This window comes from Bradyrhizobium sp. WSM2254 (assembly GCF_000472645.1).
GTDB classification, from domain to species: Bacteria; Pseudomonadota; Alphaproteobacteria; order Rhizobiales; family Xanthobacteraceae; genus Bradyrhizobium; species Bradyrhizobium niftali.
Window position 1 is genome coordinate 120,463 of record NZ_AXAB01000002.1, and the last position, 16,438, is coordinate 136,900.

11 protein-coding genes are annotated in these 16,438 nt (G+C 64.8%); 4 read left to right on the forward strand and 7 right to left on the reverse strand.

The features are described from left to right. Positions 1-45 precede the first annotated feature (45 nt). Positions 46-1,281, forward strand: a complete 1,236-nt coding sequence (locus A3M7_RS0103030) for an ABC transporter substrate-binding protein (RefSeq protein ID WP_027542597.1) — start codon at positions 46-48, stop codon at positions 1,279-1,281. Between the two features lie 101 nt (positions 1,282-1,382). Here A3M7_RS0103030 and A3M7_RS0103035 read toward each other — a convergent pair whose 3' ends face one another. Then, positions 1,383-2,750, reverse strand: coding sequence for a M23 family metallopeptidase (locus A3M7_RS0103035; protein ID WP_027542598.1), 1,368 nt, complete (start codon positions 2,748-2,750; stop codon positions 1,383-1,385). Positions 2,751-2,860: 110 nt separating this feature from the next. Then, on the reverse strand, positions 2,861-3,547 hold the full coding sequence (locus tag A3M7_RS0103040) for a peroxiredoxin (protein ID WP_084301540.1): 687 nt from the start codon (positions 3,545-3,547) through the stop codon (positions 2,861-2,863). 204 nt (positions 3,548-3,751) lie between these two features. Between A3M7_RS0103040 and A3M7_RS0103045 the strand changes: the two genes are divergently transcribed. After that, the gene (locus A3M7_RS0103045; protein ID WP_049823207.1) at positions 3,752-7,555 is read left to right on the forward strand and encodes a DUF3971 domain-containing protein; all 3,804 of its coding nucleotides are present in this window, start codon (positions 3,752-3,754) and stop codon (positions 7,553-7,555) included. Between the two features lie 168 nt (positions 7,556-7,723). On the opposite strand, the gene A3M7_RS0103050 is transcribed toward A3M7_RS0103045, so the two are convergent. From A3M7_RS0103050 to tyrS, 4 genes are all read right to left on the reverse strand, one after another. Then, a complete protein-coding gene (locus tag A3M7_RS0103050) occupies positions 7,724-9,418 on the reverse strand; it encodes a methyl-accepting chemotaxis protein (RefSeq protein ID WP_027542601.1) in 1,695 nt (564 codons plus the stop codon). A gap of 362 nt (positions 9,419-9,780) precedes the next feature. After that, positions 9,781-10,218 carry a DoxX family protein gene (locus tag A3M7_RS0103060; RefSeq protein ID WP_027542602.1) on the reverse strand — a complete coding sequence of 146 codons (438 nt, stop codon included), beginning with the start codon at positions 10,216-10,218 and terminating at the stop codon, positions 9,781-9,783. Between the two features lie 213 nt (positions 10,219-10,431). Beyond that, positions 10,432-11,703 (reverse strand): MFS transporter, encoded by a 1,272-nt coding sequence (locus tag A3M7_RS0103065; protein ID WP_027542603.1) that lies wholly within the window; start codon positions 11,701-11,703, stop codon positions 10,432-10,434. 57 nt (positions 11,704-11,760) lie between these two features. Next, complete coding sequence (gene tyrS, locus A3M7_RS0103070; protein ID WP_027542604.1) at positions 11,761-13,014, reverse strand: tyrosine--tRNA ligase; 1,254 nt, start codon at positions 13,012-13,014, stop codon at positions 11,761-11,763. 164 nt (positions 13,015-13,178) lie between these two features. Here tyrS and A3M7_RS0103075 point away from each other — a divergent pair, with 164 nt between their 5' ends. Together A3M7_RS0103075 and A3M7_RS0103080 are read left to right on the forward strand one after the other, a co-directional pair. After that, positions 13,179-14,282 (forward strand): anhydro-N-acetylmuramic acid kinase, encoded by a 1,104-nt coding sequence (locus A3M7_RS0103075; RefSeq protein ID WP_027542605.1) that lies wholly within the window; start codon positions 13,179-13,181, stop codon positions 14,280-14,282. Positions 14,283-14,393: 111 nt separating this feature from the next. Continuing rightward, positions 14,394-15,071 carry a glutathione S-transferase family protein gene (locus A3M7_RS0103080; protein ID WP_027542606.1) on the forward strand — a complete coding sequence of 226 codons (678 nt, stop codon included), beginning with the start codon at positions 14,394-14,396 and terminating at the stop codon, positions 15,069-15,071. A gap of 67 nt (positions 15,072-15,138) precedes the next feature. Here A3M7_RS0103080 and A3M7_RS43675 read toward each other — a convergent pair whose 3' ends face one another. Beyond that, entirely contained in the window at positions 15,139-16,416 is a 1,278-nt protein-coding gene (locus tag A3M7_RS43675) for a glycosyltransferase (protein ID WP_049823185.1), read from the reverse strand. Between the last annotated feature and the right edge of the window lie 22 nt (positions 16,417-16,438).

Here is a 16,438-nt window from a genome sequence, read left to right on the forward strand (position 1 = left end):
GACACTCTCCGCAAAACAAGACTACAAAACACAGGGGAGAGAACGATGCCGGGTCGTCGCAGGAGCCTTGCTGCCCTCGCCATGCTCGCTGCCGGAGTGCTGGTCACGACACCGGCCTTTGCGCAGAAGAAGTACGACCCCGGCGCCAGCGACACCGACATCAAGATCGGCAACATCATGCCCTATAGCGGGCCGGCCTCGTCCTATGGCGTGATCGGAAAGACCGAGGCCGCGTTCTTCAGGATGATCAACGATCAGGGCGGCATCAATGGCCGCAAGATCAACTTCATCAGCTATGACGATGCCTATTCGCCGCCGAAGGCGATCGAGCAGGCGCGCAAGCTGATCGAGAGCGACGAGGTCTTGCTGATCTTCCAGCCGCTCGGCACGCCCTCGAACTCGGCGATCATGAAATACATGAACGCCAAGAAGGTGCCGCAGCTCTTCGTCGCCTCCGGCGGCACCAAGTTCGGTGACCCCAGGAACTTTCCCTGGACCATGGGTTTCCAGCCCAATTACCAGAGCGAGGGGCGGATCTACGCAAAATACATCCGCGATCATTTCCCCGACAGCAAGATCGCGGTGTTCTGGCAGAACGACGACGCCGGCAAGGACCAGTTCAAGGGTCTGAAGGACGGGCTCGGCGACAAGGCCGGCATGATCATCGCCGACAAGTCCTATGAGGTCAGCGATCCCTCGATCGACTCGCAGATCGTCGCACTGCACGATTCCGGCGCCGACATCTTCTTCTCCTGGGCCGCGCCGAAAGGCTCGGCGCAGGCAATCCGCAAAGTCGGCGAGCTCGGCTGGAAGCCGAAGTTCTTTCTCGCCAACACCGCAACCTCGGTTGCCTCGGTGCTCAAGCCCGCCGGGCTCGAATACGCCAAGGACATCATCTCGACCGTCTATCTGAAAGACCCGACCGATCCGACCTGGGACAAGGACCCGGCCGTGGTGAAATGGCGCGCGTTCATGGACAAGTATTATCCAGACGGCGACAAGGCCAACTCCAATAACGTCTATGGCTATGTGCAGGCGGAGGCGATGGCGCAGGTGCTCAAGCAGTGCGGCGACAATCTCACCCGCGAGAACGTCATGAAGCAGGCCGCGAACCTGAAGGATTTCCACACCGACCTGATGCTGCCCGGCATCATGGTCAACACCTCGTCCGATGATTACTTCCCGATCGAGCAGATGCAGTTGATGCGCTTCAACGGGCAGGCGTGGGAGCTGTTCGGCGACGTCATCACCGGCGAAGTCGGCCACGAGCGCGGCCAGTAGTCACGGCGGGCCGCCGACTTTCGGTGGCGGTTTTGGTGGCCCCGGAGGCGGCCGGCGGTAAAGGCTGTCCACGCCGAAGAGAGTAGCGCGAGGCCGGCTAGCTACCCCGCGCTGAGACGCACGCCCGCGCGCAGGAACTTCTGCGGATCGACCGCTTCGCCCTCGATGCGGGTTTCGTAGTGCAGATGCGGACCGGTGGAACGGCCGGTCGAGCCGACGAGACCGACGACCTGGCCGATCTTCACGATCTCGCCGACCTTGACGTTGATCTCGGAGAGATGGCCGTAGCGAGTCGCAAGTCCGTTGCCGTGATCGACCTCGATCATGCGGCCATAGCCGCCGGACCAGCCGGCCGAGACCACCTTGCCATTGGCGGTGACGCGGACGGGATCGCCCGTGGCGGCGCGGAAGTCGAGGCCGGTATGCATTGCCGGCCGACCCAGGAAGGGATCGCTGCGCACGCCGAAACCCGAGGTGAACTCGACCTCGCCGATGACTGGCTTGCGATAGGGCACCAGCGCCAGCGTACGATTGAGGCGATCCATCTCGGCGCGGCTGACGTTGATGCGATTGAGCTGCTTCTCGAACGGCCCGGCATTGGCGGTGAGTTTGACGGGCACGAACGGTCCGCCCATCGCGGTCCGCGGCACGGCGGCTTCGAGACTGGCGAGATTCAGCCCGAGGTCGCTGACGACGCCGCGCATCCGGCGCATGCGCGAATCCATGCCTTCCTCGACGGCGCTGAGCGCCGCCATCTGGCGACGCTCGACCTGATCGAGCGAGGTCGTGAGGCGGACCAGGACATTGTCAAAACCCTGGTTCTTGGCGAACTGATTGGCCTGTGGGGCCATGACGGCCGGCGCGCGCGACTCGAGCCGCGCTTCGCGATCCGGCGGCGCCACGAAGATCACGGTGTCTCTGATCGGCGACGGCTTTGGCGTGCCCTGCGTTGTGCTCTGGCTGGATTCGCCACGCTGCGGGGTCGAACGGGGAATCGAGCCTGTCACGTCAGGCATGGCCCCGAGCGCCGTGGCCCGGGACTCCAGCGCCGTCTGACGCTTCATGATCTGGTCGAGCTTCTGGTCGAACTGCTCCTGGTCCAGCAGCTGGCGGCTGGTGGTGCGATCGACCTTGGCGCGCAGCTCGGCGATGCGGTCCTCATAGGCGTACTGCATCTCGGCCTGGCGGGCGATCAGCCGGGTCAGGACGTCGTCGCGAAAGGCGAAGTACGTGGCGGTCGCGGCCGACCAGAGCCCGAGCAGCACGACGGTGCCAACCACGATCCAGAACACCACGGGCCCGAGGCGGACCTGCTTGCCGTGATGGACGATGGTGTAGGCGTCGTCGGTCGCGGGCAGGGGAATCGCGATTGCCGCTGCTGCGGCGGCTGGACGGCGATGGAGAGGCCGCCCGTGGTCGTGAGGATGATGTTGGGGGTGCTGCGAGTATTGGGCAGAACTTTTCGACATCGGCACTCCCGCGCCGGTCGGATGAGTCCGTACGGCCTAATTGCCGCAGCAATCTGGGCCGGTCATGGTTAATTTTCCGGAAATGGGAACAGTCGTATTTAAAGGACTGGTTAAAGACTTCTTGCCGCTTCCAGCACCTGATCGGCATGGCCGTCGACCCGGACGTTGCGCCAGATCCTGGCCACCTTGCCGTCGTTTCCGACCAGCACCGTGGTGCGAAGAATCCCAAGGAAGCTCTTGCCGTACATGGATTTTTCGCCCCAGGCGCCATACGCTTCGAGCATCTCGTGCTTCTCGTCCGAGATGAGCGGAACGCCGAGGCTGTGCTTGTCGCGGAACTTCTCCTGGGCCTTTAACGAATCCGCGGAAATACCGATCACCGCCGTACCGGCCGCGGTGAAGGCGCCGGCGAGGCGCGTGAAGTCGATGGCCTCCCTGGTGCAGCCGGGCGTATCGGCGCGAGGGTAGAAGAACAGGACGAGCTTGCGGCCGGCATAATCCGACAGCGTGACCGCGCCGCCGCCGTCGCGGGGCAGGCGGAAGGCGGGGGCCTTCTGCCCCTCGGTCAGGACCGGCTTCGCCGCGGATGCGGGGGCCGATCTGGAGGAATTTAACTGTTTCGATGCGGCGCCATGCGATGCTGCTTTTGCTATGCTCGCGGTTGATTTGCTTGCCGGTGTCCGCTGTGTTTTCGCGGACTTTGTTTGAGTCGTAGCCCGGGTTTTCGGGGCCTTCTTTTTAGCCGCTGCAATGCCGGAGGGCGTCTTGGACGATTTCTTTTGGGATTTCTTGGACATACGCCTTCCTTTCGACGCTTTCGGCGGGTCAACCAAAGCGGTATTGCAGCTCTCGTCCGGTGTGCCGGACTCGCGCCCTCGGCTGGGCAAGTCTGATGGCGCCGGAGTATGGTTACAAGGAATTCCACGCACCACCCCACTGCTCGTTGAACGCGCTCCCGGGGCGAAATGACGAACAGCAGGAACATTCGAGGTATGGCGGCAATGCCGGCGCAGGGGCGTTCGCTCCCGGTCGACGGCTGCGGTCCCGGCGGCGCTCAATCCCACGATGGGCGCCTGTATCGAGAGGCAATGGCAAGGAATAAGTCGCCCCAGGATTACAATCGGGATTTCGATCGGCGCGGCGGTCATTCAGAGCCGCAGGAATGGGACGACGCCGACTGGGACCCGGATCAGGAAGCAGCGGCGGGCTATCGTGCGCGCCGGCTGTTGTCGCGTTCCAATTCGGGCTTTCACCGCTTCGGTGACGGGATCGGATCGCTGCGCGGCTGGCTGGGCGGCGGTCGCTGGCTGAAGCGCATGGCCATCGTCGTCGGCGCCCTCGTCGTGATCTTCGTCGGCTGTTTCGGCGCGCTGTGGTGGCGGCTCGGCGCCGGCCCGATCAATCTTGACATCGCGACGCCCTGGCTTGCGGCGGCGATCGAGGACAACATCGGTCACGGCAACACGGTCGAGGTCGGCGGCACACAGATCGAGCGGGCCGGGCGAATCCGTATCGCCGTGCGCATCCGCGACATCATCGTGCGCGACCAGGACCATGCCATCGTCGCCACCGCACCGAAGGCCGAGGTCAAACTGTCGGGTGCAGGTCTGCTGATGGGGCACCTGCGCGCGGAAAGCCTCAATCTCGTCGATGCCGAGCTTGCGATCCGCATCGCGCCGGACGGCACCGTCACGGTCTCGGCCGGCGACACCGCAAAGCCGCTGGCCACCGGCGTGGCCTCCAAGAAGGACGCGGGCCTGCCGCCGACATTCCCGCGCAATGGCCTGCCCCCGCCGCCGTTCGCGACCGCGCCGGCAAGCCCGGACGCATCCCAGGCGGCGCCTCAGGCGACTGCGCAGAGCGGCATTCTCCAGGGCCTCGACTGGCTCGACAGTCTGAGCATGACCGGCCTCGACGGCCAGAACCTCAACGAGATCGGTCTGAAGAACGGCAATCTGATCGTCGACGATCAGCAGCGCGGCAGCAAATGGTCGTTCGAGAACATCACGCTCAGCCTGCGCCGGCCGAGCCGTGGCGGCGTCGCGCTCAGCCTCGGTGAGGAGGGCGCGCACCCGTGGTCGCTGCGTGCCACGATCGGCCCTGCCGAGAACGGTGTGCGCTCGGTCGACATCCGCGCCGACAAGGTGTCCACCGCCAACATCCTGCTGGCGCTGCGGGTCAAGGATTTCACCTACACCGCGGATCTGCCGCTGAGCGGCGAGCTCAAGGGCGAACTCGGCCGCGACGGCGTGCCGACCTTCTTCCGCGGCAAGGTCACGGCCGGCGCGGGCAACATCATCGACACCGACACGCCCGACTATCCGATGGCGATCGACTCTGCCGAATTCAATATCGAGTGGGACGCCAATCGTCGCGTGCTGGTTGCGCCGTTCAAGATCCTGTCGGGTGCGAACCGTCTGACCCTTCTGGCCCATGTCGAGCCGCCCAACGGCACCATCAACGACTGGCAGCTCGGCTTCAGCGGTGGTTCGATCCTGCTCGGCGGCATCGACAACGAGCCGCCGCTCGTCTTCAACCGCATCGCGATCGGCTTCCGCTTCGACACGGACCACAAGCGCATGCTGCTGACGCAAGCCGATATCAGCAATGGCGAGATCGGCGTCGCCGGCACCGGCGCCATCGACTATTCCGGCGAGCCGCGGCTGACGCTGGGCTTCGCTGGAACGCCGATGTCGGCCTCCGCGCTGAAGCGGATGTGGCCGACGCTCGTCGTCCCCGAGCTGCGCGAATGGGTGATCGAGCGGATTGAGCGCGGCACGCTGCAGCGCATTGAGATCGGCGTCAATTCGCCGACCAGGAACCTGCCGCGCAAGGGGCCGCCCATTCCCGACGACGGCCTGTCGGTCAACATCGTGGCAAGCGGTGTCGCGGTTCGTCCTGTGGACGGCATGCCGGTCGTGCACGATGCTGATCTGAAGGCGCGCGTGACGGGGCGTACAGCGACCGTGAATATCGGGCAGGGCATCGCCGACACGCCGGGGGGCCGCAAGCTCACGTTCAGCGACCTCGTGTTCGAAGTGCCGGATATGGCGCCGAAACCCTCGCCGTCGCGCACCAGATTCCGAGTCGAGGGACCGGTCGCGGCTGCAGCCGAAATCCTGTCCAACGATCGCTTGAGCGATCTATCGGCAACCTTTGTCGATCCCAACACCAGCAAGGGGACGTTCACGGCGAACATCCAGCTAGGCTTGCCGGTCAAGGGCGCGCTGACCAAGTCCGACACTGTCTACAACGTCACCGCCGATCTCAACGGCTTCTCGGCCGACAAGCTGGTGATGAACCAGAAGCTTGAAGCCAACAACCTCAAGATTGCCGCCAACAACCAAGGCTATCAGGTCAAGGGCGACGTCAAGATCAACGGGCAGGCGGCCTCGCTCGACTATCGCAAGCCGGCCGAGGGCGATGCCGATGTCCGCTTACAGGCGACGCTGGACGATGCGAGCCGCGCGCGTCTCGGCTTCGATCTCAGCCCCGCCGTCAGCGGCTCGTTGCCGATCAAGCTCTCGGGCAAGATCGCCGGCGGCGCGGACCAGACCACGAAGCTCGGCGTTGAGGCCGACCTGACCTCGGTCAAGCTCGACAACATCCTGCCCGGCTGGGTCAAGCTGCCGGGCAAGTCGGGCAAGGCCAGCTTCAAGGTGGTGCCGACGGGGCAATCGACGCGCTTCGAGGAAATCGTCATCGAAGGCGGCGGCGCCTCGATCAAGGGCTCGCTCGAGGTCGATCCGAACGGCGACCTCATGAATGCGAACTTCCCGGTCTATGCGCCGTCCGACGGCGACAAGGCGTCTCTGAAGGTCGAGCGCAGCCAGGACGGCGTGGTGCGCGGCACGATGCGCGGCGACGTGTTCGACGGCCGCGGTTTCCTGAAGTCGGCGATCTCAGGCAACTCCAAGGACGATGGCAAGAGCAAGATGAAGAACGTCGATTTCGACATCGACGTGAAGCTCGGCGCCGTCGCCGGCTTCAACGGCGAGGCCATGCGCAGTGTCGATGCCAAGATGTCGCGGCGGAGCGGTGCCATCAAGGCCTTCACGCTGAGCGGCAAGATCGGCCGCGATACGCCGGTGGCGGCCGATCTGCGCGGCGGCCGCGCCCAGGGTGCCCGCGAGGTGATCTATCTCCAGACCAACGATGCCGGCGCGCTGCTGCGCTTCACCGACACCACCAACAAGGTCTTCGGCGGCCAGATGGTGGTGGCGATGGAGCCGCCGACGTCGGAGCCTACGACCAGGGAAGGCCTGATCAATGTGCGCGACTTCACGGTCAAGGGAATGGATCAGCTCGATCGCGTCGCGGCAGGCGGTCCCAATGGCGCGCAGAGCGGCGTGGCCTTCACGGCGCTGCGAGCGGAGTTCACCCGGCAGAACGGCGCGCTCACGATCCGCGACGGCGTCGTCAAGGGACCGATGATCGGCGGCACCATCGAAGGCTCGATCGACTATCCCGGCAACCAGGTGTGCATGAGCGGCACCTTCGTGCCGGTGTACGGCGTCAACAACATCTTCGGCCAGATCCCGTTGTTCGGCATCTTCCTCGGCGGCGGCAACAACGAGGGCTTGATTGGCGTGACCTATGAGGTCGTCGGCACACCGGCTGCGCCCGTGATGCGCGTCAATCCGATCTCGGCGATGGCGCCCGGCCTGTTCCGCAAGATATTCGAATTCAACACCGGCAAGCAGAACACGCCATTCGACGAGCAGTTGCCGTCGGCGCAATCCGGCGACAGCCCGACGGGATCAGCAAGACCGCTGTCGAGCGGTTGCAGCCTCGCGCGGCGGTAGCAGCGAAGCCTGAGTAGTCGTCATGCCCGGGCATAGCCGTCCGAAGGACGGCGTCGCTTTCGCTTGCCTATGTCCCGGGCATCCACGTTCCTTGTGCGGCGTGGCTAAACGTGGATGGCGGGGACGAGCCCGGCCATGACGAATGCGGGGGTTTGGGCGCCTGGAAACTTACGCCGCGCGGACGCCGGCGAGGAACGTGCCGACTTCGCCGGAGAGCTGCTCGGCCTGCTTGGAGAGGCTGCTGGCTGCCGCGAGCACCATGCCGGCGGCGTTGCCGGTCTCGTTGGCTGCGGTGCTGACGCCGCCGATATTGGTGGTGACCTCCCTGGTCGCCTCCGCGGTCTGCGAGACGCTGCGCGCGATCTCGGCGGTGGCAGCACCTTGCTCCTCGATGGCCGCGCCGATCGAGGTGGCGATGCGGCTGACCTCCTCGATGGTGGCGGTGATGCCGCCGATGGCGTCCACGGCCTCCTTGGTCGCGCCCTGGATCTGGGCGATCTTGTCGCCGATCTCGCGGGTGGCCTCCGCGGTCTGGCTGGCGAGCGACTTCACCTCGGATGCAACGACCGCAAAGCCGCGGCCGGCTTCGCCGGCACGCGCGGCCTCGATGGTGGCGTTGAGGGCGAGCAGATTGGTCTGCGCCGCGATGCTGGAGATCAGCTCGGCGACGTGCTCGATCTGCTGGGCGCCATCAGAGAGTGCGCGCACGATGGTGTCGGTGCGGCGGGCGCTGTCAACGGCGCGCCCGGTCACCTCGGCGGATTGCGCCACCTGGCGGCTGATCTCGGTGATCGAGGAGGAGAGCTCCTCGGCGGCCGCCGCGACGGTCTGGACGCGCTGGCTGGCTTCGGTGGCGGCCGAGCCGACCAATGCGGCGCGGCGGTTGGTGCCTTCCGCGGTGGACGACATCGACTTGGCGGTGGTCTCGAGCTCGCCGGAGCCCGAGGCCATCAGGCCGACGAGCTGGCCGACGGAGGCATCGAAGCGGTCGGCGAGCGCGATCAGGGCATCGCGCTTCTCCTGCTCGCTGCGGGTCTTGGCGGCGACCTGCTCGGCCTCGAGCGTGCGCGCCGCGAGCGCGGTCTGCCTGAACACTTCCAGCGTCTCGGCCATGCGGCCGATCTCGTCGCCGCGGTCGGTCTCCTCGACCGGCTTGTCGATGGCGCCTTCGGAAATCTGCTGCATGCGGTTCTTCTGGCGGTCGAGCGCGCCGAGCACGTCGCGGGCGATCAGCCAGGACAGCGTCGCCATCAGCAGCATCAGGCCGACGCCGATGACGGCCAGCTCCAGCGTCAGTGCGCGCACGTCGGCGTCGATGTCGTCGACATAGAGCCCGTAGCTGATGGTCACGTTCCAGGGCGCGAATTTGCGCGCGAACACGGTCTTGCGGACCGGCTCGGTCTGGCCGGGGCGCGGATAGAGATAAGAGGTCACGCCGCCGGGCGCGGCCTGGTCGGCAGCCTTGAGAATGGCGTCGGCGATCAGCACGCCATTGGAGTCCTCGGCGCCGGTGATCTTGCCTTCGAGCTGCTGATTGGCGCCGTTCACCACCAGGGACGTGTCTTGATTGTAGACCACCGGATAGCCCTGGCCGCCATTGAAGCTCATGTGACGGCCGCGCTGGTGGAACACGGACTTGGCCTCGGCTTGCGTCAGCTTGCCGGCGGTCACCTCGTCCTGAAGCGATTGCGCGTAGTTGTAGAGCAGCTCCACCGCGGTCCGCATCTGCTGGACGCGGTCTTCCATCATGCGGCTCTTGCTGAGGACGGTCGATACCCCGATGATGGCCGTGACCGTGAGCGCCGCGAGGCAGACCATGCTGGCCAGCTTGGTGCGGATCTTCAGATGACTCAGCAGCCTCATCGCAGCCTCTACGGAATGGTTATTATTGCTCGCACCGGTAGCATGAAGTTCTTACCAATCATGAATGGAGGCATGCGGCGGCCTGCCGCGCGGAACGGCGTTCGCAGGCTTGTGCGCAACCGTGCAGGCACATCGCCATGCGCCGGGAGGCGCAGGTTCATGTGCCGGAGAAAATCGATCTTGGACTTTGGTGACTACAGAGCCTGGCTGGACCCGCAATGAATCGATTCGTTCATCGCATCATCATGTCCGTGCTGCTCGTCGCGGCCCTCGTTCTCATCTGGAACGTGCTGGGGGCGCGCTAGGACGGCACCGGCAGATCTGCGGGTGCCGTCCTGCTTGCGGGTCGATCCGCGGGCGCGTCAGCGCCGGGCGTAAGCGCCATCCGATGCGTCGCTCTCCTTGCCCATGACGGCATCGACGCTGATCGAGCCGCCGCCGGCTGCCGAGAGATAGAGGCAGGCGAAGCAGAACAGGATCGCGGCGGTACCGCCATTGAGCAGCGGCAGGAACACCGGCGAGCCGGTCTTGAGCATGTGGCCCATGAAGTAGGCGAAGGCCATTTCGCCCGACAGGACGAACGCCGTGAGCCGCGTGAACAGGCCGAGCATCAGGGCCGCGCCGAGCACCAGCTCAAGCGTGCCGGCCGCGTAGATCAGCGGCGGAATCTCGGCGAAGTAGGGAAGCGCCGGAAACTTGAAAAGCTTTGCGACGCCATACTGGAACAACAGCAGTCCGGTGACGAAACGAAACAGGCTCAGCAGAGCCGGTTGATAGCGAGAGAGATAGTTGAAGTTCATGATTTGCGCCCTTCCATCCACAATTCCCAAGCGACTTGAATCGCATTCGGTTCCACCCTGCAAGCCGTAGGCGCGTAATCCGCGCTGACTTTTTCGTCATGTCGGACAAAACGCCGCAGAACCCGGCGAGTTCGGATTATTCGCGAGTGGCCATGTCGCACGCGCCCGTAATTTCCCGGTGGTGCGGAGGAGTGTAGGTTACCTCGGATACACCTACCGCCGCAAGGCGGGGACAACCAGGAATGGAATCATCCCGAGCACCACACTCGCAAGTGCGAAGGCGAGCAACGCGTTGTAGCCGTGGGTCGCGTCGTGGATCAGGCCGCCGCTCCAGGAGCCGAACGCCGAGCCAAGGCCACTGCCGATCGAGATGGTGCCGTAGATGGTGCCGATCCGCTTGCCCTGAAAGATCCGCATCGCGGTCGCGCTGATTAGCGGGCCGCGCGAGCCCATCATGCTGCCGAAGCAGACGACGAAGCCGGAGAGCACCAGGATGTTGGGGAAGTATTGCAGCAGCCAGAGCAGGGCGATGCCGAGAATCGAGATCGCGTAGCTCAACAGCACGGACGGCCGGCGCCCGATCAGGCCGTCGAGCGCGGAGACGCCCAACATGCCGAACACCAGCACGACGCCGGAGAAGCCCCAGGCCGTCGCCGCCTGGAGCGGCGGGAAACCGGCATCGATCAGATAGGCGACGATCTGCGCGGCGATCGCATACATGCCGACGGCGGTGAAGAAGAAGGTCGAGAACAGCGCCCAGAAGGCGTGGTGGCGCATCGCGCCGAGAAGCGTCCAGCCGTTGTCGACGAAATCAGGATCGGTCTTCTTCACCACATGCGGCGAGCCCGAGGCGAACAGCCGCCACGGCAGCAGCAGCAGCGGCACCATCAGCCCCAATGCTGCAAAGCCGAACAGTTGATAGGTGCCGCGCCAGCCGAGATGGTCGATCAGGAGCTGCGAGGCCGGCAGCAGCGCCAGCACGCCGCCGCCCATCGCCGAATACACCACCGACATCGCGGTCGGCAGGCGCGGCCCGAACCAGCGACCGAGCAGGATCGAGTTCGGCACGATGCCGATGAAGGCGACGCCGATGCCGACGCAGAGGCCGATCGAGAGCTGGAACTGCCACAGATGCTGTGCGTGCGCCGCAATCAGGAACGCCGCGCCGAGCAGCGATAGCCCGAGCGCATAGACGATGCGCGGTCCGGAATGATCGAACAGCCGTCCGACGAAGGGGGCGGTGAGACCGCTCGCGAGCCATGTGAGCGAATAGACCGAGACGATCTGTGCGCGGTCCCAGCCAAAACTTTCCGAGATCGGCTTCAGGAAAACGGTAAAACTGTCGCCGAGCCCACGGCCCAGCACGGCCAGTGTGAAGCACAGAGCGAGCACGGTGAGGGCGATGCGCACGGTGCCTTCCGGCGTCGCCGCGATATCCTTCTTGGACGTTTCCGCAGTGGTTTTCTTGGGCGTGTTCTGGTCCATTGCCGGTCAGGGAGCGCGCTTCGGCACGCCCTGACAAGCAGCGAAAAGCTCATACGCCTATGCAGGCTTGAGGAGGATGTGCTTCTTCTTGCCGAACGACAGCTTGATCACGCCCTCCGGCGTCAGATGGGCTGGTGAGAGCACCATCTTCTCGTCGGTGACGGGCTCGTCGTTGACGCGCAGACCGCCGCCCTTGATCTGGCGCCGCGCCTCACCGTTGGAGGTGACGAGGCCCGCCTTGACGAAGGCGTTGAGCACGCCGAGGCCGGCGTCGAGTTCGCCGCGCGGAATTTCCACCGTCGGCAGGCTTTCGGCGAGCGCGCCTTCCTCGAAGGTGCGGCGTGCGGTTTCAGCCGCCTCATTCGCTGCGTCGCGGCCGTGCAAGAGCGCGGTCGCCTCAGTCGCAAGCACCTTCTTGGCTTCGTTGATCTCCGAGCCTCCGAGCGCCTCGAGCTTCTTGATCTCGCTCATCGGCAGCGTCGTGAACAGCTTGAGGAATTTGCCGACGTCGGCATCCTCGGTGTTGCGCCAGTACTGCCAGAAGTCGTACGGCGAGAACTGGTCGGCGTTGAGCCAGACCGCGCCTTGCGCGGTCTTGCCCATCTTGGCGCCGGAGGCCGTGGTCAGCAGCGGCGTCGTCAGTGCGAACAGCTGGTGCGTGCCCATGCGGCGGCCGAGATCGACGCCCATGATGATGTTGCCCCACTGGTCCGAGCCGCCCATCTGCAATTTGCAGCCGGTGCGCTTGGCGAGTTCGACGAAATCGTAGGCCTGGCAGACCATGTAGTTGAACTCGATGAAGCTCATCTCCTGCTCGCGCTCGAGGCGCAGCCGCACGGAGTCCATGGTCAGCATGCGGTTGACCGAAAAGTGCCGGCCGACGTCGCGCAGCATCTCGATCCAGTTCAGCTTGGTCAGCCACTCCGCATTGTCGAGCATGACGGCGTCGCTCCTGCCTTCGCCGTAACGCAGCACCTTTGCGAACACGCCGCGAATCGATTCCTTGTTGGCCTCGATCTCGGCGACGGTGCGCATCGCGCGGGTCTCGTCCTTGCCGGAGGGATCGCCGACCATGGTGGTGCCGCCGCCCATCAGCGTGATCGGCTTGTTGCCGGACTGCTGGAGCCAGTGCAGCATCATCATGGTCAGGTAGTTGCCGATATGCAGCGAGCGGGCGGTACAATCGTAACCGACATAGGTGGTCGCCTCGCCCTTGGCGGCGAGCGCGTCCAGCCCCTCGAAATCGGAGCACTGGTGGATAAATCCACGTTCCTGCAGGGTGTGGAGGAAATCCGATTTGAATGCAGTCATTTGTCGGCGTGCCTGACAATTCTTGGTTTACTGTTTTGGGGGCAATTTAAGGATCTACCGTGGGAACTCGATTGCCGCCCGCCACTTGGCGCTGAGGCATTATAAGATGTGTCCCTCTGGCACAAGATCGGCATGCCAGAGGGGGGTATTGAGGACGCTGATCCATGATGTTGACGGCACTCGGTTTGATGAGCGGCACCTCGCTGGACGGGGTCGATGTTGCGCTGATCGAAACCGACGGAAAGCTGGTGAAGGGGTTCGGACCGTCCGGCTACCGGCCTTACAGCCCGGCGGAGCGCAACCTGCTGCGTCAGGCGCTGAGCGAAGCCGTACACCTGCCGCAGCGCGATGCCCGGCCCGGGATTTTGGCCGCGGCCGAGCGCGCGGTGACGCTGGCGCACGCCGAGGCGGTGGCCGCCTTCATCGCCCAGAACCGGATGAAGGCGGAGGATATCGACATCGTCGGCTTCCACGGCCAGACCGTGCTGCATCGGCCCGAGAAGCGGCTGACGGTACAGATCGGCGATGCGCCGGCGCTGGCGAAGGCGATCCATATCCCCGTGATGTACGACTTCCGCGCCGCCGACGTCGCGGCCGGCGGGCAGGGCGCACCTTTCGTGCCGGTCTATCACCGCGCGCTGGCCCATTCGCTGGCGCGCGAAGGGCCGATCGTCGTGGTCAATATCGGCGGCGTCTCCAACATCACCTATATCGACGGCAACGACACGCTGATCGCCTGCGACACCGGGCCAGGCAATGCGCCGCTCGACGATTTCATGTACCGCACCATGAACCAGGCGTTCGATGCGGAGGGCAAGTTCGCCGCGCTCGGAACGGCCGACGAGGCCTGGATCGCGCGGGCGCTGGAGCTGCCGTTCTTCGCGGCGCCGCCGCCGAAATCGCTCGACCGCAACGACTTTGCCGCGTTGAAGCTCGGCGATGTCTCGCCGGCCGACGGCGCCGCGACGCTCACCGCCTTCACCGCGGCGGCGATCGCCCGCATCATCCCGCTGCTGCCGCGGCGGCCGCGCAGCTGGATCGTCTGCGGCGGCGGCGCCCGCAACCTCACCATGCTGCGGATGCTACGGGAGCGGGTGGGCTCGGCCACCGTCGAGCCCGCCGAGGCGCTTGGCTGGGCCTCCGACGCCATCGAGGCGCAAGCCTTCGGCTTCCTCGCTGCGCGTGGCCTGAAGGGCTTGCCGCTGTCCTATCCGGCGACCACAGGCGTGCCGATGCCGATGACCGGCGGGGTGATCGCGCGGCCCTGAGGTCCAGGCCTTACGATCACGGTCGGTTGATGCAAATGCATTGATCTTGACAAATACATGCAATTGCATCTATGTTTGATGCAGTTGCATCCAACCGCCGGGATCATTGCCATGACCGCTTCACTGAAACTCATCAGCCACAAGCTTTGCCCCTATGTGCAGCGCGCCGTGATCGCGCTCAACGAGAAGGGCGTGCCGTTCGAGCGGGTCGACATCGATCTCGCCAACAAGCCCGACTGGTTTCTGAAACTCTCGCCGCTCGGCAAGGTGCCGGTGCTGGTGGTGACGACGGAGAAGGGCGAGGTCGCGCTGTTTGAGAGCAACGTGATCTGCGAGTACATCGAGGAGACGCAAGCAGGCCTCAAGCTGCATCCGGCGGATGCGTTGAAGCGCGCCGAGCATCGCGCCTGGATGGAATTCGGCTCGGCGATTCTCGGTGACCTCTGGGGGCTGGAGACGACGACGGATCCGGCGACGTTCGAGGGCAAGCGTCTGGCGCTTGCCGCGAAGTTCGCACGCGTAGAGGCCGCGCTTGGCGCGGGCCCGTATTTCGCCGGCAACGCGTTCACCCTGGTCGATGCCGTATTCGCGCCGGTCTTCCGCTATTTCGACCTGTTTGATGAGCTCGCCGAACTCGGCATCTTCAAGGATGTGCCAAAAGTGCGGGCGTGGCGCGCCGAGCTTGCGAAACGGCCGAGCGTCCGCTCAGCCGTCGGTGCGGACTATCCGCAATTGCTGCGCGCTTTCCTGGTGCGCCACGACTCCCATCTGCTCAAGCTTGCCGCCTAGGGACTATGCCGATGTCGCCATCCGGCATCGGTGCGGCCGGCACTTTTCTTATCGGCATCGTCTGGCGTCACTTTTGCTGTTGAGCGCCGGCGCGTGCGGCGCCCAACCGGGGTTGCCGAAGCGCCGATTTCGTCAACGCCTCAATGGCCGCGACGGCCGCCGTCAATCCGTCCTCTTTGGCAATTGATGCGCCGAGTACGGCCGCATTGTCGCGCATGGCGCTCTTACCCGCTTCGGAGATGGCGAGGGACAGCCGGTCAGCGCTCAGTCCCTTGGCGGGAACTGGCGCTGGTGCGGCGCCCACCCGCAGCAATCGATTAGCCCAAAAGAATTGGTCGCCAGCGAACGGAACGACGACGGAGGGAACGCCGGCGCGGGCGGCGGCATGTGCTGTGCCTGCGCCACCGTGATGGATGATCAGGCTTGTCTTGGGAAACAGCCAGCCATGTGGCGCTTCTGCCAATAGATGGACATTCGTAGGCAAATCAGCCGCGTCTACATTGCCCCAACCAGGATACAGCAACGCCCGCCGCCCCCGAAGCGCCTCCAGCACTTGTGTCATCAGGCTCGGCCCGCCCAGGGCCGCCATGCTTCCGAAGCCAAGATAGATAGGCGGTTCGCCGGCAGCTAAGAATTCAGACAAGTCCTTCGGCGGGATCCACTCGGCGACGGGCGCAAGCCATTGACCGCAGACCGTTGCGTTTGGGGGCCAGTCGGCGGGCGGCCGCACGAGACTGGGGGAGATTCCGTAGAGCATCGGATGCTCGTTCCACAGACGTCGGCGAGCAGGCAAACCACACGCCGCGGCGCGGGCCGCGTTGATGGATGGTTTGAAGGCGCGCCAGATCAACGCATTGATCAGCTTGTGGCTCGCTCTGTTCATGAAACGAGGCACGGCGCCCGGGTGCAGGAAGGGAGACGCGAATGCGCTGGTCGGCGTGATTGGGATGAGGCCGGTGCCGATTGCGGGCACCCGTAACGCCTCCGCGGCGGAAAGTCCGATAAACGCTGCGAGCCCGCCAAGAACAATGACGTCACACCCTTGCGCAACTGCGGTTGTCGTGCGGAGCCAAGCTTCGGAATTTGTGGCGGCGAGGCGCGCAAAAGCTCTGGCGGTCTCGGTGAAACCACCGCGCCGTGCTTCGCGCGGCGCGTCTTGGAGCAATATGGCGCGTATGTCGCCGGCGAGCGCTGTGGTGGTGATATTCAACTCAGCAGCGTAGCCTAACGTAGCGGCGTCAGCGAGCAGATGGGCTTCGTGGCCGGCATCCACCAGGGCCCTACACAGCAAGGCCATAGGGCGCGTATCGCCCTCGGTGCCATATGTGACGACGACAAATTTCATCTTGAGCTACCCCGGGACAGAA